A 24175-nucleotide genomic window follows, 5' to 3' on the forward strand; every position below is an offset into this window, starting at 1 on the left:
CGCGAGACAATCGGCCTCCGGCAGGATCTCAACAAGATCAAGACGGCGAAACCGCCTGTGGAGCTTGAACGCAAAGGCGCGATCTGGGTTCAGCCAACCCTATTCGCTGAATCGAGTATCGCGCCTGGAGGCATAACGGAAAACTACGGCATCGAAACTGGCCGCATTGATCGAAGATTGGTACGAACCGTGAAATTGACGTAAGCGACAAGCTGACCCCATCTGGCGTCAGTAGCGTTGGCCGCTGTATTGCGGACAGACGATTCACAAACTGTGAGCTTCTATGTCTGCGCCTAGCTCTGGAACTAGAAACTTCCATATGATCGAGGCTGTTCCGGAACGGCTTGAGGGCGCCCCACGGCAATTTCGGCGCCGCTGGTCCGATGATTTTAAAGCGCGGGCTGTGGCTGAGGCAATGGAGCCCGGCGCAAGCGTCTCAGCCATTGCGCATCGCATCGGCATACATCCCTCGCAGCTATTTGGCTGGCGTCGTGATGCTCGTGACGGACAACGATCTTCCTCGCAAATCGGGCTGGTCAGACGGAGACTGGGACGATTGGCACACGTGCGATGATCGAGCTTATCATCGGCGACGTCGTTATCCGGGCCGACGCAGATATCGGCGAAGCACACCTGCAGCGGGTGATCCGAGCGGTGCGGTCGGCATGATCCCGTCCGGCGTGAAGGTCTTTCTTGCGAGCCATCCCATCGACTTCCGAAAGGGGCCGGACAGCTTGCTTTCGCTGGTACGGGATGCTGGCAGTGATCCGTTCAACGGTGCACTTTATGTCTTTCGGGCCAAGAGAGCAGACCGAGTCAAGATCGTGTGGTGGGATGGCTCCGGCGTTTGCCTCTATGCGAAGCGGCTGGAAAAAGCCCAGTTCTGCTGGCCCCGGATCGGCCATCATCGCGTCCAGCTCAATCATGCCCAGCTTCTGGCTTTAGTCGACGGAATGGACTGGAAGCGGGTTCGATCCACGCCGGTGAAGCCTCCCGAGATTGTTGGGTAAAACCGCTGCGGCGAAGTGAATCAGGTCCCTGAAAGCATGGGCGGAGCGCGGCAAAATATGCTCTGATCATACCCATGACGCGGCCCGAGATTGAGCTCCCGGATGATGTAGAGGCTCTCAAAGCCATGGTTCTTGCCATGGCCGCAAAAGCAGCCCGCGTCGAGGCTTTGGAGAAGCAGGTTGACGATCTAGAGGCCCGCAACGCGGACGCCGATGAGCGCATCGAGCGGCTGACGCAGATCCTGAAGGCTTTCGATCGCGCCCGATTTGGCCGACGCTCGGAAAGGCTTGCATCATCCACCGTCGATGACGAGCAGCACGCCTTTGTCTTCGAAGAGATCGAGACCGGCATTGCGACGATCAAGGCTCAGGTCACGAAAGGCCGCGGTAGCGCGGACAGCAAACGCGCTCCGCGGCCACGCAAGGGCTTTGCGCCTCATCTTGAGCGCGTCGAGGTCGTGATCGAACCGGAAGAGCTTCCAGAACATGCAGGTAAGACCAAAATCCTGATTGGAGAAGACGTCTCCGAGCGGCTGGATGTCGTGGCAGCGAAGTTCCGTGTCATCGTCACCCGTCGGCCGAAGTATGCCTTTAGGAACGAGGATGGTGTCGTCCAGGCGGCGGCTCCGGCACATATCATCGAAGGTGGCATTCCAACGGAAGCACTTCTGGCCCAGATCGCCGTTTCCAAATATGCCGACGGGCTGCCACTCTATCGCCAGGAAGCCATCTACGCACGCGACAAGGTCGAACTCGACCGCAAGCTGATGGCTCAATGGATGGGCAAGCTGGGGTTCGAGCTCAATATCCTCGCCGACTACATCCTCGATGAGATCAAGAAGGCCGAACGGATCTTTGCCGACGAAACGACCTTGCCCACACTTGCACCTGGTTCCGGATCAGCGAAGACGGCATGGCTATGGGCGTATGCCAGGGATGACCGGACTTTTGGGGGCAGCGGTCCACCGATGGTAGCCTATCGCTTCGAGGACAGTCGAGCCACCGAGTGTGTCGCACGACACCTGAGCGGCTATCGTGGAATCCTGCAGGTCGACGGATATGCCGCTTATAACAAGCTCGTCCGGAAAGATGGAGGCAATGACAGCGCCATCCTGGCCGGCTGTTGGTCGCACAGCCGGAGAAAGTTCTACGAGTTGCATGTCGCAAAGAGCTCGAAGGTCGCTACAGACACCGTCGAGCGTATGGCGAGGTTATGGGAGATCGAGGAGCGTGTGCGCGGCCAAAGCCCTGAAGCTCGTGTCGCTGCACGCCAGGAGATCTCCGCAGCGATCGTCCGTGACCTCTTCACTCTCTGGCAGGCGACCCTGCCACGGGTCTCTGGAAAATCCAAACTCGCCGAAGCTCTGCGGTATGCCATCTCGCGTCGAGACATCTTCGAGCGCTTCCTGACCGACGGCCGCATCGAACTCGACTCCAACATAGTCGAGCGAGCAATCAGACCCCAAGCGATCACGAGAAAAAATAGTCTATTCGCTGGAAGCGACGGTGGCGGCCGGACTTGGGCGACCATCGCGACGCTCCTGCAAACGGCAAAGATGAATGCAGTCGATCCGCAAGCTTGGTTGACCCAGACGCTTGAGCGCCTTGCGAATGGATGGCCCAGCAGTGAAATCGACGCGCTCATGCCATGGAACTACGCCGCCTGAACGGCCACGGCTTGTCGCTTACAAATTGACGCATGGTGGCTGGAAAAAACGCCGAGCTATGCATCCGGTTCGAGGATCACGCCCGCTATGGAATGCCTGCGATACAGGGCTCCAAATTCGGTTCAAAATCCTAATCCGCCCACTCAGGATCGGTTGTAAAGGCGATGGTGAGCCGACGACTCGGACCCTCGTTACCAATCGCGAGCCCGATTTCGTCACGGATCTTATCCCATTCCTGCAATTTCCTCGCCGGGAGGTCCTCTGAGACAACGAAATGTAGCTCGATTTGCCGGCCTCGGCCGACCCGGGCCACATAAGCCCGGTGGGATATGAATCCATGTCGTTCGATGATTGTTTTGGCGACCGCGTCAACTTGTTGTTTGAGATCTAATGGCGTAACAAGCAGTATGTCGGCGAGCGCTCGCCGAACCGTGCCCGCCGGAATGGGAATGATCACAATGCAGATTAATGCCAGCGCGACCGGGTCAATAAACGGCGAGATCCATTCGTAAGAAGACCCCTGAATGAAATATCCGATGGCAAACGCGACGAGTAACCCGATCGTTAGCCCGGCGGACATCAGCCAAGCTTTCGTATCCAGGGCAACGAAATCAGATTTGATCTTACGATTAGCTCGATCACCAATAACCCCCATGGTGGCTGTCACACCGAGTGTTACGACGGAGTAGACGATCGCTTGACTAAAGTTGAGCGGACGTCCCCCATGCAAAATGCTGCCGATTGCGTTGACAAGTGCGTAAACAGCCGACCCGGTTATGAGAATGCCGTTGAGAGCCAAGACTATGGGCTCAAGATGCCAGAACCCCATCGTGAAATGCTCGATAAGTTTTCCTTTGCTGGAGGGCGCTTCGGATGACGCGATGAGCTTTGTAACAAGCAGAGCTACGACAGTCATAGCAGCGTCCGTCAATGCGTAGACACCATCGAATATGATTGCGAACGAACCTGAAATGATCCCGAACAAAATGCCGATGCAGGCAAGGAGGATGGTAACGGCAATTGAAACGCAGAGAAGCCCCTGCTCCGTTCTCATGAAATTCATAGGCTCAGCCTTATAACTTACGTTTCTTTATGGTCCTCTGGACGCGGTACAGACCATCCAATTCAGCTACTGAAGCGAGCACATCCACTTTTGGATCAAGGTACCTTTTTAAATTCAAATGCTGACCTCTCCTGTCCAGTGGGCTCGCATGAGCGTCTTTCACATACCTGGCCACAAGACAAAATCGCCTCGCTGTGTTCTGGCAGTGCGGCCTCGACTATCTAAACAAGGGCCAATTTTGCTTTGCAGGTAAAGCGGGGCTGGACGTAAGGCTCCGGTGAAGGCCGCAGGTCAGGCCGCTTGAGCGTTGACGGTCGGCGGCGTCCAATTCCACGGAAGCAACTGCTCCAGCCTGGTAATCGACGTATCAGCGATGCGGGCAAGAACGTCGGCCAGCCACACCTGCGGATCGATGTCGTTGAGTTTTGCCGTCATAATCAATGTGGCCATGAAGGCCGCACGATCTGCACCGCGGTCTGATCCGGCGAAGAGCCAGGATTTTCTGCCGAGCGCAAAGCCTCTGAGCGCTCGCTCTGCCGCATTATTCGTCAGGCAAATCCGGCCGTCCTGCAGAAATGATGTGAAGCCATCCCAGCGCTTGAGCATGTAGTCGATCGCCTCCGCCACCGGAGAACTGCGTGAGAGCTTTGCCCGCTCGGTTTGAAGCCAGACCTGCAGATCATCGACGAGTGGCAGACAGTCTCTCCGGCGACGCTCCAGGCGTTGATCGGCCGTAAGCCCGTTGATCTCGCGCTCAATATCGAACAGGCGGTCGATCCGTTTGACGGCTTCGAGCGCCATAGGCGAGATCGGCGCGGCGTTCTTTCCACGCTTGGCATTTGCGGCAATGTCGGCGAGCACGAAGAACTTACGCCGCGAGTGTGCCCAACAAAACGCCTGCCTTAGAGGATTTGGATCGCGATCAACCTTGAACAGCGGATTGTAGCCGCCATAGGCGTCCGCCTGCAGAATGCCGTTGAAGGTCTTCAGGTGGCGCTCCGGATGCTCCTGCCGTCGGTCCCGCGAGGCATAGTAAAGGGCCGCCGGCGGAGAGAGCCCTCCGAACGGCCGATCGTCCCGGACATAGGTCCAGATGCGGCCCGTATCGGTCTTTCCCTTGGCCAGGATCGGCACGGTCGTGTCGTCGCCGTGCAGACGTTCGGCAGCAAGGACATGCGCCTCGATCAGGGAGTGAATGGGCTTCAACGCCGCGGCACATGCTCCAACCTGATCGGCCAGCGTCGACAAGCTGAGGTCGACGCCCTCGCGGGCGTAGCGCTCGCTCTGGCGATTGAGCGGCTGGTGCTGGGCGAACTTCTCAAACAGGATCATCGCCAGCAGGTTCGGCCCGGCAAAACCGCGGGGTGTCACATGGAAGGGTGCGGGTGACTGCGTGATCTTCTCACACTCGCGGCAGGTGAACTTCTCCCGCACCGTCTGGATGACCTTCCACTGACGCGGGATGACTTCCAAGGTCTCGGTAATGTCTTCACCAAGCTTCGACAGTTTAACCGATCCACAACAGGCGCAATTCGTGGGAGCGGCGATTACGACGCGCTCACGCGGCAGGTGTTCGGGAAAGGGCTTGCGTGACGGACGCTTGCGCTCGAAGGCTTTGACGGCTGAAGCTTTGGCTGCGATCTCCGCCGCCAGTTCATCTTCACCGGCGTCCGCTTCCAACTCCTCGAGCTGCAGTTCCATCTGCTCCAGGAGCCGCGCCTTGCGCTCGGACCGGCTGCCGTAGAGTGCACGGCGAACCTTGTCGATCTCCAGCTTCAGCCGCGCGATCAGCGCCTCGGAATGCGATACGAGTGCCTTTGCGCTGGCGGCTTCTGCCTTGGCGGTCGCTGCTTCTGCTTCGGCTGCGACACGTCGAGCGCGTTCCTGGGCCAGCAGTGCAAGCGCACTGGCAAGGTCGTCCGGAAGCTCTTCGGTCGCATTGCTCATGACAGGATGGAATCATATTCGACCCTGTCATTCCAGTGTTTTTGCTTATCCGGCCGACGTCGGCCGCCAGGTCTTTTGCGGCATCCGCCAGTCGATACCTTCCAGCAGATAACCGAGCTGCGCAGGCGTGATCACCACCGTGCCATCGGCCGCTGATGGCCAGATGAAGCGGCCGCGCTCCAGCTTCTTCGTGAACAGGCAAGCGCCCTGGCCGTCATGCCAGATCACCTTGATCAGACCGCCACCGCGGCCGCGGAATACGAACAGGTGTCCACACATCGGGTCGCGCTTCAGCGCCTCCTGCACCATCAACGACAAACCGGGGAAGCCTTTTCGCATATCGGTGTGGCCTGTCGCCAGCCAGACCTTCACGCCACTCGGAACCGGAATCATCGCAGCCCCAGCACGCAATCGAGAATCCGGCCAAGGGCATCCGTATCGATGTCGCTATCCACGCGCACGCGCCGACCCCGTCCAAGCTCGATTGTCACATCGCTACGCTTCCGACGAGGGTGGGATGTGGTGGGCGATTCCGGTTGAACGGGAGAGACTGTCGAAGCGGCCTCGGATACGATCACCGGCACCAAAGTCGCCGTATCAGACCTTGGCTCGTCGATCCGGCAAAGCTCTTTGCGCCAACGGAACAACTGGCTGACATGGATGCCGGCCGCGCGGGCAATCTCGGAGATGACCGCGTCTGGCTCAAAGCACGCAGCGACAAGGCGCTCTTTATCTTCGCGTGACCAGCGCCGACGGCGCTCTACAGACGTGATCACCTCAATTGGATGCTTCGTCATATGACTACTCCTAGTGTTACCACTAGGACTGGCAGTCAGAAGCCCTCTATCGCAAGACGGCCTTCACCGTGGGCTTACGGCTGGACATGATGCACGACACGGAAGGACGCATGAACATAGTCCAGCACTTCGCTGACGGTCTCGCCGCCGCGAATGAAGTCGGAGCCACCACAGATAGGGCATGAGCAGGCCACCTGTTACACGTCATCATGGCACGGCCGAGGTTGCAGAGCTTGCGCGGCGATAGGGCTCTCGACGCATCCACGTCATCCGGCAGGTTCGAATTCCGTTGACTCATGGTTGGATCTGATTTGATGAGAGGCGTTCCAAAGAACGCCGAGGTTTTCGCCCTCATGATAGGCTGTGGCTGACACCACGTTCTAGTCTAGCGATGATCGGATCGTCGAGCCCTTTGGCGACTCCTGTAATTACGGCTGGATTGCCAGATGGAAAAGAGCAGGCTTGCGATATACGCCCACTGAAGAAGCAACAAACTAGCCACCATTGCAACGATGACTTCGTGGATGGAATGCCAGACGAAGTAACTCGTTAGTGCCTTCGCCCAGACGACGAGCAGCAGGAGGCCGCAAAAGATTGTGAAACGCAACACCGTTCTCCTGATTTGTTCGCGAGATTGCGCAGCAATGTCGTCTGCGGCAACGAGAGTCTGGCAGTTCTTCAGGCGGCAACCGCCGCGTGGTTGAGAGCCATGATCATGCCAGTGAGCTCACCATCGAACTCTCGTTCTGGCCATTGCAAATGCTGAGATTTTGGCAGCGGCGGCGCGGGACTGCAGCTTGCGGACCTTCTTCAGCTGCTCCACAATGTCTGACATGATCTCTTTCCTCGAAAATTGATTTCATGATGCCCGCGCCACGTCGGGATAGGTTTCGATAACTTCAATAGCGTCATCGACCATTTTCGTGCCGGTCTCGGCGAGCTTGCCTAGCGTCTCAAAGCCGAACCGGTGGACATCGCGCAGGGTCTTCGACAGAACGACCAACCGTCCAGTCGTGAAAAGCAAGCGGCCGAAGCCCTCATGGCCGATCGTCATGATCGGCGATGCCAACAGGCCTGTGCACTCTTCGATCACAAGCCCCACGCAACTGTAAAAGTTCTGTAGCCTCCACAGCACATACGGATCCGGATCGCCTATGATCGGGATCTTACGGCGCTGCTCCTTGGTGAGGATGAAGTCGGCCAGCAGGTCAGTGTCCGATTTGCCTTCCCACGCCCCATGGGCATCCTGAGCGCGAATGAGCCTTATCAGGCATCTGAGAAAAGGGGTGGCGAGATCCCCATCCTCGTTGACAGCAGGGCCATCCGTACTTCCTGTCAATGTACCCATTTCTTAGTCCTCCTCATCGAAAGGCTTCTTTTCAATGGCGCCTGCTTCGGTTAGCACCTTGCGTAACCAGGGTGGCGGAGTAGTCCTGAGCATCGCCCGAGTTCGCGACAAAACATCTTCGATCAGTTGAGGATCGGATACTTTAATTGGGTGGATTTTGGCCGAAACAACTCGGGCTGCCGATGGCCCACCGATCGCCAGACAGAACAATAAGTGACAACCTTCCAACGCCTTCACCTTCGGGTTAATACGATCGACGTCCTCGTTCCGATGCTTTCCGCTCTGGTCGGAAACGTCTTCGAAGTCCAGGACTTCCACCAGTTTCCAGTCGTCGGGACTCACATCATAGACGACGAAACGTTTTGCCGATCCGAAATGGGCGTCGAGAGATTTCATATCTTGAGTGGCGATTGCGACGCGCAACGCGCCAGCCTTCCGTTTTGGAGCTGACGAGTGAACCCCGTCAGGGACGAGGGAAAGGCGACGAGCGGCGATCATCTAGGCAGTTCTCCTTTGCGGGAGGGATCAAGCGATCCAGGACACGGCGCGCGCTGATTGGCCTGGAAGATGTTGGAAACATCGAAGATCAGGTCGCGCGTTCCCTGATAGAGACTTGTGAGCTTATGCTGGCTGCCGAGTCGGTCGTATATCGGGAAGCCCACCCGCATGAGCGGAATCCCAAGGCGCTCCGCCGCTTGTCGTCCATGCGAATGCGTGACGAGAAGATCAGCGCCGACGGCAAGTTCTTCGAGATCGCCAAGATCACCGACCTGGAGCGATTCGGCCGGCATTTCCGCGAGTATTTTTGAGGTGCCGGTCGTGGTGACCGCTGCCGCGATTTCGGCGCCCATGCCGGTGAAGAAGGTAGCGAATTGGTAGAGCTGGTCCGGCTCCACAGCAATTGCGATTTTCTTGCCTCCGAAATGGAAATGTCCGTCGAGCAGGGCGTCCTGCAGCTGTGCTCGGCGACGGCGGATGTTTGCTGGCACCGGCGCACCAGAAATCTCAGAAAGAAACGAGACGAACCGGTCGGCTCGTTTCAATCCTGTCAGCGACTGGAACAATGCGTAAGGGACTCCCGTCCGGGTCCGCAGTAGCTCTGCGGGGCGGCGCATATGCTCGCCGATCGCGATACATTGCGCCGCCGTGCCAAGCTCTTGTATCTCGTCGACGGGAGTACCGCCATAGGTGGTCGGAACCCAACGATCGCCGGGCACCGTGCCGTCGAGAGAGCCGGAAATGTCCGGCAGGATCACCGGCTTCAGACCGAAGCTTTCGACCGTTTCGCGCAGAAGCTCGATGTCAGCGACTGTCAGATGCCATCCTGGTAGGATCGCAATCTTCTTTTGGTGGCGGCTCTGCTCGCCTGGAGTGGTGATGCGCTCGACCATAGAGATGACGGCCTTCGCCCATCCCTCTTCGATCGCTCCCTCGAAATCCGGGGTATTCGCCAGCACAACCTCCGTACCCGCGAGCTCATCGGCACGATCCCGCTTGATGTTGGCGAGATCGCCTGCGAAATCTTCGCCGCGGGTTTCCACCAGGGCTGTCGTGCAAATTCCGATCAGCTTGGGTTTTGCGCGCCTCTTGAGATTTAGGATCGCCTCTTCCAGATTGCCTGCGCCGCCAAGAATGGTCGCCACTGCGTCCAATGCCGTTGTCTGCAAGGGAATGGCTTCCTTAAAGTGCCGGACTAAAAGTACCAGCGCCAAGCTGGTGCAGCCCTGGCTGCCGTGGAACAGCGGCACGGCACGCTCGACGCCAAGAAAGGCGAGCGCGGCGCCGAGCGGCTGCGACGATTTCAGCGGATTGACCGCAGCTGATTTGGTCTGGGGAAAGACTTGAACCATCGGCTTTCCTCAACGCTTGCCGAAGCTGCCGGCGACCGCGCCGACAAAGTTTTGCAAGACGTACCCAGTCTCGTTCTCGCTCTTGGTATTCGTCAGTTCTTCTTCCACCGCATGCTGGCATTCCCACGGTGCCGGCTCCCGCACCTCCATCCAGATCGGATTGTGAATAGCAAGATCGATCTGGCGAACGAGCTCCACCATGCCGTCATAGCCGGCATAGGGGTGGTGGCGTTCCTGGTTGATATCGAGCCAAGGTGTCTTGGCCTTCAGCGCGATGAATTGCGTGCGCCCGCCAGACAACATGATGTCGGCTTTACCGTCGGCGAGCATGTTATAAAGCTCGCGCGGCGCCATCGACTCGAACAGGTGTTTTTCGTCTTTCAGGAGTTGCTTGATACGTTCCTTGTCTTCAGGCGTGGATTTCTTGACCGAGGTGCCCACGATCTCGATGCCCACCTCCATCAGCGCATGGACAACCGACCAGGACTTGACGCCGCCGGTGTTGAGCAACACGCGCTTGCCTTCAAGCCTTGGTCGATATGCTGCGAGTTTCATCCAGGCAATCGCCTCCTCCTCCGCGATCAATGCCTCGGTGCGCTCGAGGATTTCGGGATCCGCCCCCTGCATCACGAGCAGCTTGGCGATCTGTCTGAGTGCTTCCGAGGTGTCGGTAATTCCGTAAAAGGAGCCTTCGAAGAACGGGATATCCCAGAGCTCCTCCATTTTGCGGGCGAGGTTGATGAGTGCTGTCGAGCACACCAACATGGACGCCTTGGCGCGATGCGCAGAAGCAATGTCAAGATATCGGGCGTCTCCTGGAATGCAGGCCCTTACTCTGATCCCCAGCCGGTCAAGAAGCGGCTTTACCAGCCAAAACTCGCCGGATAGGTTGAACTCACCAATGATATTGATGTCGTAGGCGGTCACGTCGTTCGGCTCTACGCTGCCGATCACATGATCGAGCAACGCTTCACCGGCGAGCTTATTGCCAAGGTTCTTGGAGCCGGCAAAGCCCGGTGCGTTGACCGGCACCACCGGAAGGCCGAATTTTTCCGCGGCCCGCTTGCAGACGGCCTCGATGTCGTCGCCGATCAATGCTGTCACACAGGTCGAATAGACGAAAATCGCCGGTGGAGCATAGGCCTCCTTGATCTCGCGGATTGCTTTAAAAAGTTTCCGCTCGCCGTGCCCCATCACCACTTCGGTTTCAGTGAGGTCGGTCGTGAAACTGGTGCGCCAGAGCGTTGGACCTGAGGAAGCCGATCCGCGGTTGTCCCAGGAATTGCCCTCACAGCCGAGAGGCCCATGGATCAGGTGCGCGACGTCGGTGATCGGCTGCAGCACGATCTTGGCGCCATCGAAAGCGCATCCGCCGGCTGCCGCCCCGGGGATCAGCGGCTTCGAACAGCCGTTTTTGCGCGCCTTGGAATCCTTGCTGCGGTTCTTCTCGCAGGCAGGCTCGTCAAAGACATCCTGGACTTTAGCATTGAGCAAGGGCATTGCGGTCTCCAAGTTCAGATGAAGGCGGCCGGCCTCACAAGGCCGACCGCCGCCGCTCCTAGCGGGTCAGGTCGTAAGAATAGTCCGTCACACCCGGCTCGCTCGTCTCGCGATCGAGCTTGTCGAAGATCTTGTCGAGGATCGTCGTCAGGACGCGCAGGCCGCCCTGGTAGCCCATGAGCGGGAAACGGTGGTGATGGTGCCGGTCGAATATCGGAAAGGTCAGCCGGATCAATGGGGTGCCGGTGTCGCGCTCGAGATACTTGCCATAGGAATTGCCGATCATAAGATCAACCGGCTCGGTAAAGAGCAGCGAGCGCAACGCCCACAGGTCCTTGCCCGCCCAGACCTGGGCATCCTTGCCGAAGGGCGAGGATGCGAGCAACGCCTTCATCTCGGCTTCCCAGGCCGACGTGCCGTTGGTAGCAAGGCAGTGGGTCGGCTCACCGCCGGTTTCCAAGACGAACCGGGCAACGGCGTAGACGAAGTCAGGATCGCCGTAGATCGCGTATTTCTTCCCGTGCAGCCAGGCTTGGCTATCTGCCATAGCGTCGACGAGACGGCCGCGTTCCAGGCCGATTGCCGGAGGAATTTCCTTGCCGGTAATCTCCGAGACCTTCATCAGGAATTCGTCGGTCGCCTGAACACCCAGCGGATAATGGAACGAAGCCGTAACCTGACCGACCTCCTTGCAATATTCCAGCGTTTTGCGCGTGTTATAGTGCTGCAGCGACAGGGTCGCTTCGGCATTCAACGCCGTTTTCAAGTCCTCGATCTTCGTGCCGCCGTCATACATGCGGTACGTACCGTCAGACGGCGTGTCGAACTGGTCGGAGGCATCCTGGATGAAGATGTAGGATACGCCCATCATGTCGAGCAGGCGCTTCAGTTCGCGGTTGTTGCCGACGCAGAAGCCGTCGAAGCCGGGAATGATGTTGATGGCTTGAGCAACCTCCTTCCGCTCGTTGCCTTTCCAGAAGTTCTCCAGAATGCCCTTGATCATGCCGTCATAGCCATCGACGTGGCTGCCGACGAAGGCAGGCGTGTGGGCGAAAGGAACATCGAAGTCGTGCGGGACCGACCCTTCGTTCTTTGCGTTTTCGATGAAGCCGTGGAGGTCGTCTCCAATGACTTCGGCCATGCAGGTGGTCGAGACGGCGATCATCTTCGGATCGTAGAGCTTGTATGTATTGGCGAGCCCGTCGACCATGTTCTTCAACCCGCCGAACACTGCCGCGTCCTCCGTCATCGAGGACGAGACCGCCGATGAAGGCTCCTTGAAGTGACGCGACAGATGCGAACGGTAATAAGCGACGCAGCCCTGGCTGCCATGGACGAAGGACATCGTTTGCTCAAAGCCTGCGGCTGCGAAGACGGCACCGAGCGGCTGGCAGGCTTTGGCCGGGTTCACGACCAGGGCTTCGCGGCCCAGGTTCTTTTCGCGATACTCCCAGGTCTTCGTGAAGTCGTTTTGATCGGCAACGACCTGATCCGGGTGGGGGCATTCGAAATTGGCTTTCTTCTCGGCGAGCATCTGCCTGTATTCCGGCTCGCGGAACAGGGGAGCATGGTCGAGAACTTTTTCCGCCGACTGCGGCATAGTAAGCACCTTTCTTTTCATCGCGCCGCACCGGTGGCGGCAATGGGATGTCATCTGTCACGAGTGCGGATCAAGTCCGATGGGAAGAGCCTGGCCTGCCCCTTCCCAAGACAGGCCAGGCTCTCATTCGGCCGCAACCGCCTCAGCTGGCGCGGCCTCTTTTTTCCAGGGGACGTCGTAGAGATCCCACACCGGATTATTGATGGCCAGATCCATGTCGCGGGCGAATATGGCGAAGCCGTCATAGCCGTGATACGGGCCGGAATAATCCCAGGAGTGCATCTGGCGGAAGGGGATGCCCATCTTCTGCACCGGATACTTCTCTTTAATGCCGGACCCAACAAGGTCGGGGCGGATGCCTTCGATGAACTTTTCCAGCTCGTAACCGGTCACGTCGTCATAGATCAGCGTACCCTTGTTCACATAATGGCCGGTGCGCTGATAGTCGTCGTTGTGGGCGAACTCGTAGCCGGTGCCGACGATCCGCATGCCGAGGTCCTCATAGGCCGTGATGACGTGGCGAGGACGCAGGCCGCCGACATAGAGCATCACCGTCTTGCCTTCGAGGCGCGGCCGGTACTTATCGACGACAGCATCGACCAGGGGCCGGTACTTGGTGATGACAGCCTCGGTCTTGTCGACGATTTCCGGACCGAAGTGCTTGGCTATTTCGCGCAGGGAGGTTTCGATCTGGGACGGACCAAAGAAATTGTATTCCATCCACGGGATGCCGTATTTTTCCTCCATGTGCCGACAGATGTAGTTCATCGAGCGGTAGCAGTGGATGAGGTTCAGCTTGGCCTTTGGCGCGCGCTCGACCTCAGCGAGCGTGGCATCACCCGACCAGTTGCCGACCACGCGCAGCCCCACCTCCTCCAATAGAATGCGCGTAGCCCACGCGTCGCCACCGATATTGTAGTCGCCGACGACGTTGACATCGTAAGGGCCGGTCTCAAACTCGACTTCGTTCTTGTCGAAAACCCAGTCACGGATGGCGTCGTTGGCGATGTGGTGGCCGAGCGATTGCGAGACGCCGCGGAAGCCCTCGCAGCGCACCGGCACGATCGTCTTTTCGTGCTCCTTGGCCTTCTTGCGCGACACCGCCTCAATGTCGTCGCCAATCAGCCCGATCGGGCATTCCGACTGCACGCTGATGCCGTTGTTGAGGGGGAAAAGCTCCTCGATCTCGTCGATGACCTGTTCAAGCTTCTTGTCGCCGCCGAACACGATGTCCTTTTCCTGGAAGTCTGAGGTGAACTGCAGCGTCACGAACGTGTCGATGCCCGTCAGGCCGACGTAGTAGTTGCGGCGTTGCGACCAGGAATAATGACCGCAACCGACCGGCCCGTGCGAGATGTGGACCATGTCCTTGACCGGCCCCCATACCACGCCTTTGGAACCGGCATAGGCGCAGCCGCGGATCGTCATCACGCCCGGAATGGACTTGATGTTCGATTTGACGTCGCATTCGGAAAGGGCCTTCGGCTCATCGCCAGGCTCGTCGCCGCTCGTTGCGACGCTGAGGTGCTTCTTGCGGCGCTTCGCCGCCTTGTCTGGATATTGCGCTAATACTTCCGCAATGAGCTGTTCATGCAAAACGCTGTCATTCTCGTAATCAAGGCTCATGGGCCCCTGCCCCCTTTCAAGGTTCGGGTTAGGTCGTCGTCGCCGAAGCGGCTTTCTTGGAAGGACGCGCTGGCGCAAGGGCCAGCGCGTCCTGTCGACAGCGGCAGTTATTGAGCCGCAACCACCGCTGACTCCTTGGCCTGTAGTTCGGCCAGCATCTGCTCGTCGCTCTTCATGATGCCGAAGTCGAGCAGCATGTCTTCGAGCTCTTCCATGGTAATCGGGGTCGGAATGGTCCCTTGGCCCGAATTGGCATGGATCTTCTCGGCTAGCGCCCGATATTCCCCGGCCTGCTTGGAGTCCGGCGCGTACTGGATCACCGTCATCTTCCTGAGCTCGGCGTGCTGGACGATGTTGTCACGCGGCACAAAGTGGATGAGCTTGGAATTGAGCCTGGCAGCCAGCGCCTCGGAGAGGTCGAGCTCGCGGTCCGTCTGGCGCTCGTTACAGATCAGGCCGCCGAGCCGCACGCCGCCGGAATGGGCATATTTCAGGATGCCCTTGGCGATGTTGTTGGCGGCATAGAGCGCCATCATCTCGCCGGACATCACGATGTAGATCTCCTGGGCCTTGTTCTCACGGATCGGCATCGCAAAGCCACCGCACACCACATCGCCGAGCACGTCATAGGAGACGTAGTCGACATCGTCATATGCACCGTTCTCTTCAAGGAAATTGATCGAGGTGATGACGCCGCGCCCGGCGCAGCCGACGCCCGGTTCCGGACCGCCGGACTCCACGCACTTGATGCCTTTGTAGCCGGCCTTGAGCACGTCCTCGAGCTCAAGGTCTTCCACCGAACCTTCCTGCGCTGCCAGATGCAGAACCGTGTCCTGTGCTTTGGCGTTCAGGATCAGCCGGGTGGAGTCGGCTTTCGGGTCGCATCCGACGATCAGGATCTTCTGCCCGAGGTCGACAAGCGCTGCGAGCGTATTTTGGGAGGTGGTGGACTTGCCGATCCCCCCTTTGCCGTAAAATGCGATTTGACGCAAATCTGACATATCGCCTTCCTTCTTTCGTTCCATCCATCGCTGAGTAAAAGGCAGGCAGCTCGCGCCGCCTCGCATGGCAATCTTCAAAACCCGTGCCATGTGGGCCGATCGAGCCAAAGGAAAGATCTTTTTGTTGGGTTTCAGAAAGTTACTCCGAACCACCACAGGAAACTGCCAAACAAACCTAATGTCGCCGATCAGACAAAGCCGACAGACGGTGTCGTGATGGCATCACTTGCACCGCTAGGTCGACCGCGACTATCAGCAGGACAACGGATCCGAAAACTGGAGACAATCGCACCCAGCTCCCAATCGAAAAATGTTGAAGCTTTCGATCCTGACCTGCCGCTGACGGCGATTAGAGCCTCGGCGGTCTTGAACCGCTCCCAAACGTTGGACCACCGGATGCTAGAGTTTTCCGGCTTCATTCAGGGAGGCGGGCTGGTTGCGCCTCCCGAATTCACCAACGAGATCGGCGCCTTGTTGCCGATCGCACCATGAGGTCTTTCCTCATTGTAGTATCTACGCCAATCCTCCATCTTTTCGCGGGCATCCGCAAGGGTCAGGAACCAATGCTGGTTCAGGCATTCTGCACGGAAGCGGCCATTGAACGCTTCGATGAAAGCATTATCAGTCGGCTTTGAACTCAATCAGAATGTTCGTGATTTGATGGATGTTGCGCGGTCCCGTCTTGAAGACACCAAGGGCGAACTCGATGAAGCCCTCGGCCGAACCGGAATAGGTCCCGTGATTGTCACGTGCATCGGGCCAGTAGGAACTGCGCAGCGCCCTTTCATCGGCGCGGTCTATCCCGCGGCAATACCGATAGAGGCAGTCGCGGAGCGCCTCGCGGTCGAGCAATTCGGTAATTTTTTTGTGTTTCATCGCTTGTCGCACATCTGATATCGGGGCGCTTACCCATCCAGTGACGCAGCCAGCTTTCAACTGCTCGGCTGACGTAAGGAAAAACCCTCCCTCTGCTTAGGCATGCATGTAAACAACTGCCCTTAGAAGTAGACATCAATGGGAGAGCTGCGGGTAAGGTGTTTGGACAGCGACGGCGCCGTCATGCACCAGTTGCGTTGCGTTTCAACCCCCACAATGTTGGTTGAACAAAAGGCGATCGAGCAACGCATCCGAAACGCAATCTATCTCCAGCGCACGTTCAGGGCAGGATCGAGCGCCTCGCGACGCGAACAGTTCGTCCCTCTCCTCGACATCGATTGCACCGGGCAGTATGTATCCCTCGTCGTCAAGATTGAATATTTCGGGCGCTTGGGCCCAGCATCTTGCATGACCTTGGCATTTGGAAGTGTGCACTATGACGCGCATACGGTACTCCATGTCTTTCCTCCTCTCAATTATCAGGACCAGTCCAGGATCAGATTCTCCATTCCAAACACGTGGCCCCCATAGGTGATGGGCGCCGTACCATCCTTGATACGGAAGTCAGGGATGCGCGACAGCCACTCCTCCAGGCCGATGACGATCTCTCGCCGGGCAAGGTGTGATCCAAGACAGCGATGGGGACCGTACGCAAAAGCGGTGTGGCGATTGTCTTCTCGTGCCAAATCGATCGTGTTCGGATTTTCGAATTCCACCGGATCACGATTGGCAATCATCGTGGCGCAGGAAATGTAGTCCCCCTTACGGATCGGCGCGCCTTCGAAATTGATATCTTTCGTCGCCACACGGATCATCTGCACGGTCGAATAGGCGCGAAGCAGTTCTTCGGCTGCGAGCACAATTCGATCCGGTTTGCTCCGCAGCAATTCCTGTTCTGTCGGATTGCGCGCGAGATAGGCCAGGTCAAAGCCGATCGCCGTTGCCACGGTGTCCAGTCCCGCGACGAATAGAAGCACGCCTATTCCATGGATTTCCTGGTCTCTCAACAGGCGGCCGTCGACCTTTGCCTGCACGACGAAGGTCATGAAATCGTCGGCCGGTTCTTTGCGGCGCATCGCTGCAAGTTCATCGATGAACGCCAAAATTGTTCGGGCGGCTGCGGTTCGTCTGATGCCGTCGCCGTGGAGCAGGTCCTTCCCCCAGCCCACGAATGTATTGAGGCGCTCATCGGATAAGCCGAGCAAACGGAGGAAGATACTAACCGCAAAAGGAAAGGCGAAGTCCGTCAAGATGTCGCAGCTTGTGCTCGACGCGGAAATCTTGGAAATCAACGCAATCGCCCGATCACGGACCGCCGGTTCAAGCTCCATTATCCGCCTGGGCGAAAGCAGCGGATTGAGAAGTGAGCGAAACACGCTGTGAGCCGGGGGGTCGAGTTCAAGCGGGATCAGCGGCCAGTTTTCGCCAAGCGCCGAGGCGAAAAGGCTCCGATGGCTGGAAAAGGTTCCGGTGTCCTGCAGCAATTTGCGTTGGTCCTGAGCGCGAACGATGACCCAGGTACCTCGGCCATCGCGCGTATTGCAGGGAGAATAAAAGATTCTCGGTCCATTATGGAGGCAAGCGACAGCTGCGTGCGGATCCCCATTTGGCATGCGCTCCATGCCGGGCGACGTGAACAGGCTGAAGTCCTTCACCATTTCGGGAGGGACATGTTCTGGAACCCTAATGGTAGCCACTGCTTTTCTCCTGTCATCAAAGCCCCTTCGCCGAGAACGAATTCTCCTCGGAGAGGGAGCGAGCAAAATCGTTGAGCGCCAGATTTCCAATCTCAGCAGCGCGAGGCGCCAATGACATGCGATGCAGCGATCAGATCGCCGTGCGGCTCGAAATCCACGCTGCTTTGTTGGCCGAAGTCGAAATTTCTTGGATGCCTCGCCCGCCCTTCCGGTCGACATCGGATTTTCACGGGTACCTCTCTTCCGGTAAATGCGTTCTGAGCACAGATGCATTTTGATTTCCTCCGCTCCATGGCGGTCACCAAAGAAACCGGCCGACAGTCCTTGCCGCCCCGCAAGAAGAACTTCAAAGTTCATGCCAATTTGATTGATTTGGCCGGAAAGAAATTTTTCAATTGCCTTTCAGCGCTTTGGCTCAAGGCAGAACTAAAGATTGGCTGATCAAGGCCGTGTCGCGTATCTAACAAAACCCGACATCAGGTGCCGGATGCCATCTATTCAGGTGCGACTTTTTTCCAGCCACCACAGCCGGGGGCCAGAGACAGCGCGACGAGTAACGAATGTCCTGATGTACTGCGATGCAGTGGGATAGCTTGAGGGTGGGTAGCTTTGAATTGTGGCATCGAGCTAGCGGCGGAATTCCGGGAACAGCTCGAAGCGTGCTACTCCTTTGTCCTGAATGTCAGTTCTACCAGCCCGACGACACCACCCTAAGAGTCGGCGGCAATCTGCCGATTGGGTGTTGCCTGACAGCAATGGGTATGGTGGCCTACCGTCCGCCGAGACGGAAGGCGATGGCCGCAGAAAGCCCGCTCAAGCGGCGGGCCGAAAATGCCGTCCGAAACAAATCCACAAACTACCCTGCCTGGCACGGCAAGAGCGTGGGTACGGAGATTTGATCTGGATCAAATCGCAATCCCGATGAAATTGATAGCCATCAAAGACGCGCTGGAAGAAATAGGGATAGCCGAAGTCGCAACGGCCGCGTGGTCGTCTCGGGCATGTCCGGCATAGGCGGTTTTCGAAGGGATCAGGACATGGACGTCGCACGCAGTGAGGTTCTCGTGATTGGCACTTCCGTCGCTTGCCGTTCCTGCCAGGCGCGGCACGGCGTCGTTTGCGGCGCCTTGTCGGCTGGCCAGCTTAGCGAACTTGGCCGCCACTCGCTGCGCCGCAAGGTCGACGCAGGCTGCGAGATCATTGCACAAGGATCGGAAAACTCTTTCTATTCGAACATCACGCGCGGCGTGGTGAAGCTCTGCAAGGTGATGTCGGACGGGCGCCAGCAGATCGTTGGCCTGCAATTCGCCCCCGATTTCGTCGGCCGCCCCTTCGTGCGCGAAAGCACGCTGTCGGCCGAGGCCGCGACCGATGCGGAGATCTGCGTGTTCCCCCGCAATTTGCTCGAACGCATGATATTGGAGACTAGGGAATTGCAGCGTAGCCTGCACGCTCAGGCGCTGAACGAGCTGGATGCCGCGCGCGAATGGATGCTGACGCTCGGCCGGCGGACCGCCGAGGAGAAGGTCGCAAGCCTGCTCCACCTCATTGCCGCCCACGCCGAGACGGCGACGAGCACTGCCTTCGATCTGCCGCTATCGCGTGCCGAGATTGCCGACTTTCTCGGGCTGACGATCGAAACCGTCAGCCGCCAGTTGACCCGGCTTCGCAAAGAGGGCGTCATCCGCATCGAGAACATCCGGCATATCACCGTGCCCGACATGGATGCGCTCGCAAAGAAAATCAGCGGGTAATTACCACCCGCGTATTGGAAAGGCCAGCCTGGCGCGCCAGCGTAAAGAACTAGGCGGCATTGTCGGGATGCAGACGGACGTGCCGGGCGCTATCGAGCATTCCGGGCGAGAAAACTTCTAGTCCCGGAGCCGCCGGCTTGCAGCTCGGGATAGCCGCCGGGCAGGTGGGTGGCGTCGCCATCGGCGCCGGGCGCCCAGCAGGTCGCCAGCGAGCTGAGCGGTGAGCGGTGAGAGGAACAAAATATCAGCTCCGCGGCGACGTCAGCCGAGCAACAAATGCTCGTAGGCCAAAGGCTACATAGCGCGACCCGGGTGCCGGTCGGCATCAGCCGATCGATATTGGCGGCTGCGAGCTCTTCACGCCCCCAACCTGCGGATATCCGCCATCGTCGTCTTCTGTGACGAAATTATCGGAGCCGTTTGCGTTTCACCATTTTTCGATGCGCGGTCCGAGCCTGGCGCCCCCTTTTTGTCGGACCTCAAACTTTCTTGTGCAGTTTCAAACAAGAAAACGTGCGCGGGTAGACATACGCACGAGCAGAACCTCAAACCTCGTGACCCGCGCCTTCCCGCCGCGACCGGACTGGCGGGCAGTATGCTAAGGTTCTAAAAGGCGGCAGAGAAACCTTGATCGAGATGCGGTCGGAAGTAGCCGAAACAGCGCCCGGCCGTCAGCGCGGCACAACGGCTTCACAATTCGCTCGCCCGCACGAGCAGCGCACGAGTGCGGCGACGAAGGCCCTGTGCTGACCGCAAGTCCATCTCCTTCAGGCCAAATGGCATGACGCTTGCTTGCCCTGGCGTGTGGGCCGAGGTCGGATTCGTGTTAGCCGTGACTGAGAGGCCGCAAATAAATTTTCCTAGAGGAGCTTCATTGATGACCATGGAAAAGCAGGTCCCTATTGTCACCTTTCGCACGCGGGTTCGCGACGAGTCTATATCCGGTCCCAACCCCTACCGCTGGGAAGACAAGACGACCGACGACTATTTCAGCGGTAAGCGGGTAATCCTTTTTTCGCTGCCGGGCGCCTTCACGCCAATCTGCTCCACCTTCCAACTGCCTGATTTCGAAAGTCTTTATGTCGAGTTTAAGAAGAATGGCATTGACGACATCTACTGTCTCTCCGTCAACGATGCCTTCGTCATGAATGCTTGGGGCAAGTCTCAGGGGTTGAAAAATGTCAAGCTTATCCCGGACGGTTCGGGAGAATTCACTCGGAAAATGGGTATGCTCGTCGCCAAGGACAATCTCGGTTTCGGTCTGCGCTCCTGGCGCTACGCTGCCGTGATCAATAATGGCGTCGTGGAGGGGTGGTTCGAGGAAGAAGGCTTTGGCGACAACTGCGCGACCGATCCGTATGGCGTTTCTTCGCCGCAAAACATTTTGAAATGCCTTAAGGCCCCAGCCTTCGTATGAGCATTGAAGCCAACGACCAGCAGCTACGACTTGTCGTGCACACCTGCGCCGAATGATAGGAGTTTTGCTCGAACCATGAAGTCCTTTACAAGCCTTCATCAGCGTCAGCAGCAATCGCTGGTTATTACGCCCCAGCTCATCGCGTCTATTCGCTTGCTGCAGCTGGCGCACACCGAACTGAATCAGTTCGTGGAACAGGAAATCGAGAAGAACCCATTTCTCGACCTGGCGTCGAATGACGGCGGGGCTTCTGGCGTATCGCCAACTGCGGCGGATGATCCAAATATCAGCGCACGCGAAGACCACGTTGATGGACCGGCCAGGACGGACATGCCTGAGCTGTCTAGTCCCTGGAAATCAATCCGTGACACAGGCAACCTTTCGCCGGGGGAAAGGCCTTCCCTGGATGAGTTCGCCGCCTCAACTGAGACATTGCACGAACATGTCGCCCATCAGATCGCCCTCACTGCCTTCACACCCCAGGAGCGGCTGATTGCTGGCGCGCTTGCCGACCATCTGGATGACACTGGGTATCTGCAAGTGAACCTTCTGGAGCTAGCAGAGAGGCTAAATAGCCCTGAGGCTGGAGTGAAGCGGGTTCTTGAGGCTTTGCAGCTATTTGACCCGCCGGGCATATTTGCGCGAAGTCTGGGCGAATGCCTCGAGATTCAGTTGCGCCAACGAGACCGGTTCGACCCGGCCATGGCAGCTCTGGTCGCAAATCTCGAGTTGCTTGCGCGACGCGATTTTCGAGCACTGAAGCGACGTTGCCGGGTCGATGAAGACGACCTTCTCGATATGTTGAACGAAATTCGTGCACTTGACCCAAAGCCTGGAAACCAGTTCCAGTCCGCAAGGTCGGAATCCATCATACCCGACGTCTTCGTCCTACCCTCGCCGGGAGGCGGATGGCACGTCGAGCTTAATCGGGAGATTTTGCCCAAGGTACTGATCAACCAAACCTATTTTGCGCAAGTTACTCGCCTAACCGCCCAAAGCTCGAAAGATCAGTCATTCCTGAACGAATGCTTCCAGAGCGCGAGCTGGTTGGTTCGGAGTCTCGATCAGCGCGCCACGACGATCCTTAAGGTGGCGACCGAAATCGTGCGCCACCAGGATGTCTTTTTGGAAGATGGCATTGCTCATCTTCGCCCTCTCAATCTTAAGACCATCGCTGACGCGATCGACATGCACGAGTCCACTGTAAGTCGGGTAACGTCGAACAAATACATTCTCACGCCCCGCGGCGTGTTCGAGCTCAAGTATTTTTTCACCGTCGCGATCCCGTCCTCACAAGGCGGTGACGCGCACTCGGCCGAAGCTGTGCGCCATCAGATAAGGGCACTTATTGCCGCAGAGACGCTCCATGATGTGCTGTCCGACGATGGCATCGTTGCCAAGCTCAAGGAAACAGGCGTCGACATTGCTCGCCGCACAGTCGCCAAATATCGCGAGGCGATGAACATCCCCTCGTCCGCGCAACGCCGGCGGGAGAAACGGTTTGTACTGGCGGCCGCGGAGGGATAAGTCCTTTGTACCGTAGGTGATGCCCTTTTCCCAAAAACCGCGGAACTGAGGCACATGTGACATTGTGCTTAGTCCTCTCCATGGAGGATCGACTTCATATGGGCTGGCGACCGCAGCCTCGTCACGGGAGCTTCAAAAGTTGTTCCGGCCGCTTAAGCTGACGTTCCAGAAAAGATTAGATGTCTGTTCCATAGCCCAAGCGCTTAGGGGCTAAGCGGTTAATCACGAAAACTCGTGCAGAATTTTTATGTCGCGCAAGCGACAAATCTAGAAGCAGTTGTCGCCTCCCATTCATTTTCGCCGAACCGCTGGGATTTCGGTGCGGCGGCAACGAGAGCCTCAACCGAAAATGATAGACGGAGATACGCGGGCAGACGTTCTGGAGTTGGCGCGCTTTCGAGATCTCCGATGTTCGACGACGCAGGAATACAACACGCGGGCTGATCGAACTCTTGGCCTTCCTCACCGCTTGGCACGACGCATGCACGGTAATCCGAAAATGCGCCATCGAACAAAAAGGAATCATCCCATGATCAAGCTCACAGAGAATGCCGCCGCCATCATGAACGTAACGCTTTCCCGAGCCGAGCAGGCGGAAGGCTTTCGCATCGCGGTCGAGGCAGGTGGATGCGCCGGCTACAAATACCTGGTGGGGCTAGAAAGCGTCCAGGGCCAGGGCGACGCGGTGATCGAAACAAATGGGGTCAAGGTGTTCGTTGACGCAGACTCGCAAGCACACATCAACGGCATGACGATCGACTTCGTGACGGGACCAGAAACCTCCGGTTTTGTCTTCGACAATCCCAATGCGCACCAGAACTGCACTTGCGGCAAATCCTTCGGCTGATCACCGAGAAAGCGAGAGAGCCATGCGGAATTATTGCGAAAAGGTCATGGTTTCCTTTTTCAATCCGAAGAACGACGGCGTGCAGGAAAATCCCCTCAGCGAGACCGGGGCAGTTTCCTACGGTAGAGGGCCTGAATTGATAATTGGAGTCGATCCAACGGTGGAAGCGTTTCTGGTGACGCCGTCGTCCTTGCGTTCCAACCCAGCGACCGCCTTCTCGCCAGCGCTGGCCGAACTCATAACCCTAAAGCCCGCCGAAGCGCCTCAAACCGTCCGTCAGGAGACAGCAGGCTTTTTAAGCGGTTTGCTGCCGGAGAGAAAGGTCTGCTCATCAACGGATTATCCTGAGGCAGCAAAATTTTTTGGCGGGCATCCGGGCCAGGATTCCAAAGGAGACGCCCCCTCTGCAAGCAGTTCCGCGCCGAGGAAAGGTGAGCGAAGACGCGTGCGTGTCAAGAGGCTTGATTTCATGACCAAGTCGCTCACTTCGCTAGATCTGGCAGTAGACGGACGACACTCGTTCAAGCCGTCGAAGACGTGTCAGCGGTTTATACAATACTGGTCGTCGAAAGCCTCGTTCCGGCAGAGGAGGACGATCAGACCGTCACAACAGAAATCTGAGGCCTGGAGAAATTGGCAGGGTCGAAA

Annotated in this window: 22 protein-coding genes and 4 pseudogenes; 8 read left to right on the forward strand and 18 right to left on the reverse strand. The window is 57.8% G+C overall.

The window, feature by feature from the left end:
• Positions 1-415: 415 nt before the first annotated feature.
• The 3 genes from QMO80_RS33065 (at position 416) to QMO80_RS27660 (ending at position 2677) form a co-directional block, all read left to right on the forward strand.
• Positions 416-574, forward strand: coding sequence for a transposase (locus tag QMO80_RS33065; protein ID WP_369685954.1), 159 nt, complete (start codon positions 416-418; stop codon positions 572-574).
• A gap of 91 nt (positions 575-665) precedes the next feature.
• Complete coding sequence (gene tnpB, locus QMO80_RS27655; RefSeq protein WP_003592504.1) at positions 666-1010, forward strand: IS66 family insertion sequence element accessory protein TnpB; 345 nt, start codon at positions 666-668, stop codon at positions 1008-1010.
• 74 nt (positions 1011-1084) lie between these two features.
• The gene (locus QMO80_RS27660) at positions 1085-2677 is read left to right on the forward strand and encodes an IS66-like element ISRle3 family transposase (RefSeq protein ID WP_016737534.1); all 1593 of its coding nucleotides are present in this window, start codon (positions 1085-1087) and stop codon (positions 2675-2677) included.
• A 130-nt stretch (positions 2678-2807) separates the two neighbouring features.
• Here the strand turns inward: QMO80_RS27660 and QMO80_RS27665 are convergent, their stop codons facing one another.
• From QMO80_RS27665 to QMO80_RS27735, 16 genes and pseudogenes are all read right to left on the reverse strand, one after another.
• Positions 2808-3740, reverse strand: coding sequence for a cation diffusion facilitator family transporter (locus QMO80_RS27665; protein ID WP_012489540.1), 933 nt, complete (start codon positions 3738-3740; stop codon positions 2808-2810).
• 291 nt (positions 3741-4031) lie between these two features.
• Positions 4032-5687, reverse strand: coding sequence for an IS66 family transposase (locus QMO80_RS27670; protein WP_016736070.1), 1656 nt, complete (start codon positions 5685-5687; stop codon positions 4032-4034).
• A gap of 45 nt (positions 5688-5732) precedes the next feature.
• Positions 5733-6080, reverse strand: a complete 348-nt coding sequence (gene tnpB, locus QMO80_RS27675) for an IS66 family insertion sequence element accessory protein TnpB (RefSeq protein WP_008536653.1) — start codon at positions 6078-6080, stop codon at positions 5733-5735.
• Positions 6077-6484 carry a transposase gene (locus QMO80_RS27680; protein ID WP_080956205.1) on the reverse strand — a complete coding sequence of 136 codons (408 nt, stop codon included), beginning with the start codon at positions 6482-6484 and terminating at the stop codon, positions 6077-6079. The genes tnpB (QMO80_RS27675) and QMO80_RS27680 overlap by 4 nt, the downstream gene beginning before the upstream one ends.
• Before the next feature lie 74 nt (positions 6485-6558).
• Positions 6559-6678 carry an IS66 family transposase zinc-finger binding domain-containing protein gene (locus QMO80_RS33070; RefSeq protein ID WP_369685953.1) on the reverse strand — a complete coding sequence of 40 codons (120 nt, stop codon included), beginning with the start codon at positions 6676-6678 and terminating at the stop codon, positions 6559-6561.
• A 665-nt stretch (positions 6679-7343) separates the two neighbouring features.
• A complete protein-coding gene (locus tag QMO80_RS27685; protein ID WP_012489542.1) occupies positions 7344-7832 on the reverse strand; it encodes a NifX-associated nitrogen fixation protein in 489 nt (162 codons plus the stop codon).
• A 3-nt stretch (positions 7833-7835) separates the two neighbouring features.
• Positions 7836-8330, reverse strand: a complete 495-nt coding sequence (gene nifX, locus QMO80_RS27690) for a nitrogen fixation protein NifX (RefSeq protein ID WP_008536565.1) — start codon at positions 8328-8330, stop codon at positions 7836-7838.
• Positions 8327-9682: a nitrogenase iron-molybdenum cofactor biosynthesis protein NifN gene (gene nifN / locus QMO80_RS27695; protein WP_012489543.1), complete on the reverse strand. Its 1356-nt coding sequence runs from the start codon at positions 9680-9682 to the stop codon at positions 8327-8329. Before nifN ends, nifX begins: the two co-directional genes overlap by 4 nt.
• A gap of 9 nt (positions 9683-9691) precedes the next feature.
• Complete coding sequence (gene nifE / locus QMO80_RS27700) at positions 9692-11182, reverse strand: nitrogenase iron-molybdenum cofactor biosynthesis protein NifE (RefSeq protein WP_012489544.1); 1491 nt, start codon at positions 11180-11182, stop codon at positions 9692-9694.
• A 58-nt stretch (positions 11183-11240) separates the two neighbouring features.
• Positions 11241-12782: a nitrogenase molybdenum-iron protein subunit beta gene (gene nifK, locus QMO80_RS27705; RefSeq protein WP_004677342.1), complete on the reverse strand. Its 1542-nt coding sequence runs from the start codon at positions 12780-12782 to the stop codon at positions 11241-11243.
• A gap of 123 nt (positions 12783-12905) precedes the next feature.
• Positions 12906-14408 carry a nitrogenase molybdenum-iron protein alpha chain gene (gene nifD, locus QMO80_RS27710; RefSeq protein ID WP_010023084.1) on the reverse strand — a complete coding sequence of 501 codons (1503 nt, stop codon included), beginning with the start codon at positions 14406-14408 and terminating at the stop codon, positions 12906-12908.
• 107 nt (positions 14409-14515) lie between these two features.
• The gene (gene nifH / locus QMO80_RS27715) at positions 14516-15409 is read right to left on the reverse strand and encodes a nitrogenase iron protein (protein ID WP_004675840.1); all 894 of its coding nucleotides are present in this window, start codon (positions 15407-15409) and stop codon (positions 14516-14518) included.
• A gap of 419 nt (positions 15410-15828) precedes the next feature.
• Positions 15829-16041, reverse strand: a pseudogene (locus QMO80_RS27720) (transposase); the annotation flags it as partial.
• Between the two features lies 1 nt (position 16042).
• Positions 16043-16285, reverse strand: a pseudogene (locus QMO80_RS27725) (nuclear transport factor 2 family protein); the annotation flags it as partial.
• A gap of 204 nt (positions 16286-16489) precedes the next feature.
• Complete coding sequence (locus QMO80_RS27730) at positions 16490-16744, reverse strand: ferredoxin (protein ID WP_004678571.1); 255 nt, start codon at positions 16742-16744, stop codon at positions 16490-16492.
• 20 nt (positions 16745-16764) lie between these two features.
• Positions 16765-17943 (reverse strand): cytochrome P450, encoded by a 1179-nt coding sequence (locus QMO80_RS27735; protein WP_010009913.1) that lies wholly within the window; start codon positions 17941-17943, stop codon positions 16765-16767.
• Positions 17944-18249: 306 nt separating this feature from the next.
• Between QMO80_RS27735 and QMO80_RS27740 the strand changes: the two genes are divergently transcribed.
• Complete coding sequence (locus QMO80_RS27740) at positions 18250-18423, forward strand: hypothetical protein (protein WP_010009909.1); 174 nt, start codon at positions 18250-18252, stop codon at positions 18421-18423.
• Between the two features lie 596 nt (positions 18424-19019).
• Complete coding sequence (locus QMO80_RS27745) at positions 19020-19736, forward strand: Crp/Fnr family transcriptional regulator (RefSeq protein WP_010009905.1); 717 nt, start codon at positions 19020-19022, stop codon at positions 19734-19736.
• On the opposite strand, the pseudogene QMO80_RS27750 reads toward QMO80_RS27745, so the two are convergent.
• Both QMO80_RS27750 and QMO80_RS27755 read right to left on the reverse strand, forming a co-directional pair.
• A pseudogene (locus QMO80_RS27750) lies at positions 19726-19815 on the reverse strand (L,D-transpeptidase); the annotation flags it as partial. The gene QMO80_RS27745 and the pseudogene QMO80_RS27750 sit on opposite strands and share 11 nt — an antisense overlap.
• Before the next feature lie 52 nt (positions 19816-19867).
• Positions 19868-20086 (reverse strand): annotated as a pseudogene (locus QMO80_RS27755) (cobyrinic acid a,c-diamide synthase); the annotation flags it as partial.
• A 527-nt stretch (positions 20087-20613) separates the two neighbouring features.
• On the opposite strand from QMO80_RS27755, the gene QMO80_RS27760 reads away from it, so the two are divergent.
• The 3 genes from QMO80_RS27760 (at position 20614) to QMO80_RS27770 (ending at position 23527) form a co-directional block, all read left to right on the forward strand.
• Positions 20614-21153 carry a peroxiredoxin gene (locus QMO80_RS27760; RefSeq protein ID WP_004678566.1) on the forward strand — a complete coding sequence of 180 codons (540 nt, stop codon included), beginning with the start codon at positions 20614-20616 and terminating at the stop codon, positions 21151-21153.
• A 75-nt stretch (positions 21154-21228) separates the two neighbouring features.
• On the forward strand, positions 21229-22680 hold the full coding sequence (rpoN, locus tag QMO80_RS27765) for an RNA polymerase factor sigma-54 (RefSeq protein ID WP_011053429.1): 1452 nt from the start codon (positions 21229-21231) through the stop codon (positions 22678-22680).
• Between the two features lie 529 nt (positions 22681-23209).
• Positions 23210-23527: an iron-sulfur cluster assembly accessory protein gene (locus tag QMO80_RS27770; RefSeq protein ID WP_009995752.1), complete on the forward strand. Its 318-nt coding sequence runs from the start codon at positions 23210-23212 to the stop codon at positions 23525-23527.
• The last annotated feature ends 648 nt before the right edge of the window (positions 23528-24175 follow it).

This window comes from Rhizobium sp. BT03 (assembly GCF_030053155.1).
Taxonomy (GTDB): domain Bacteria; phylum Pseudomonadota; class Alphaproteobacteria; order Rhizobiales; family Rhizobiaceae; genus Rhizobium.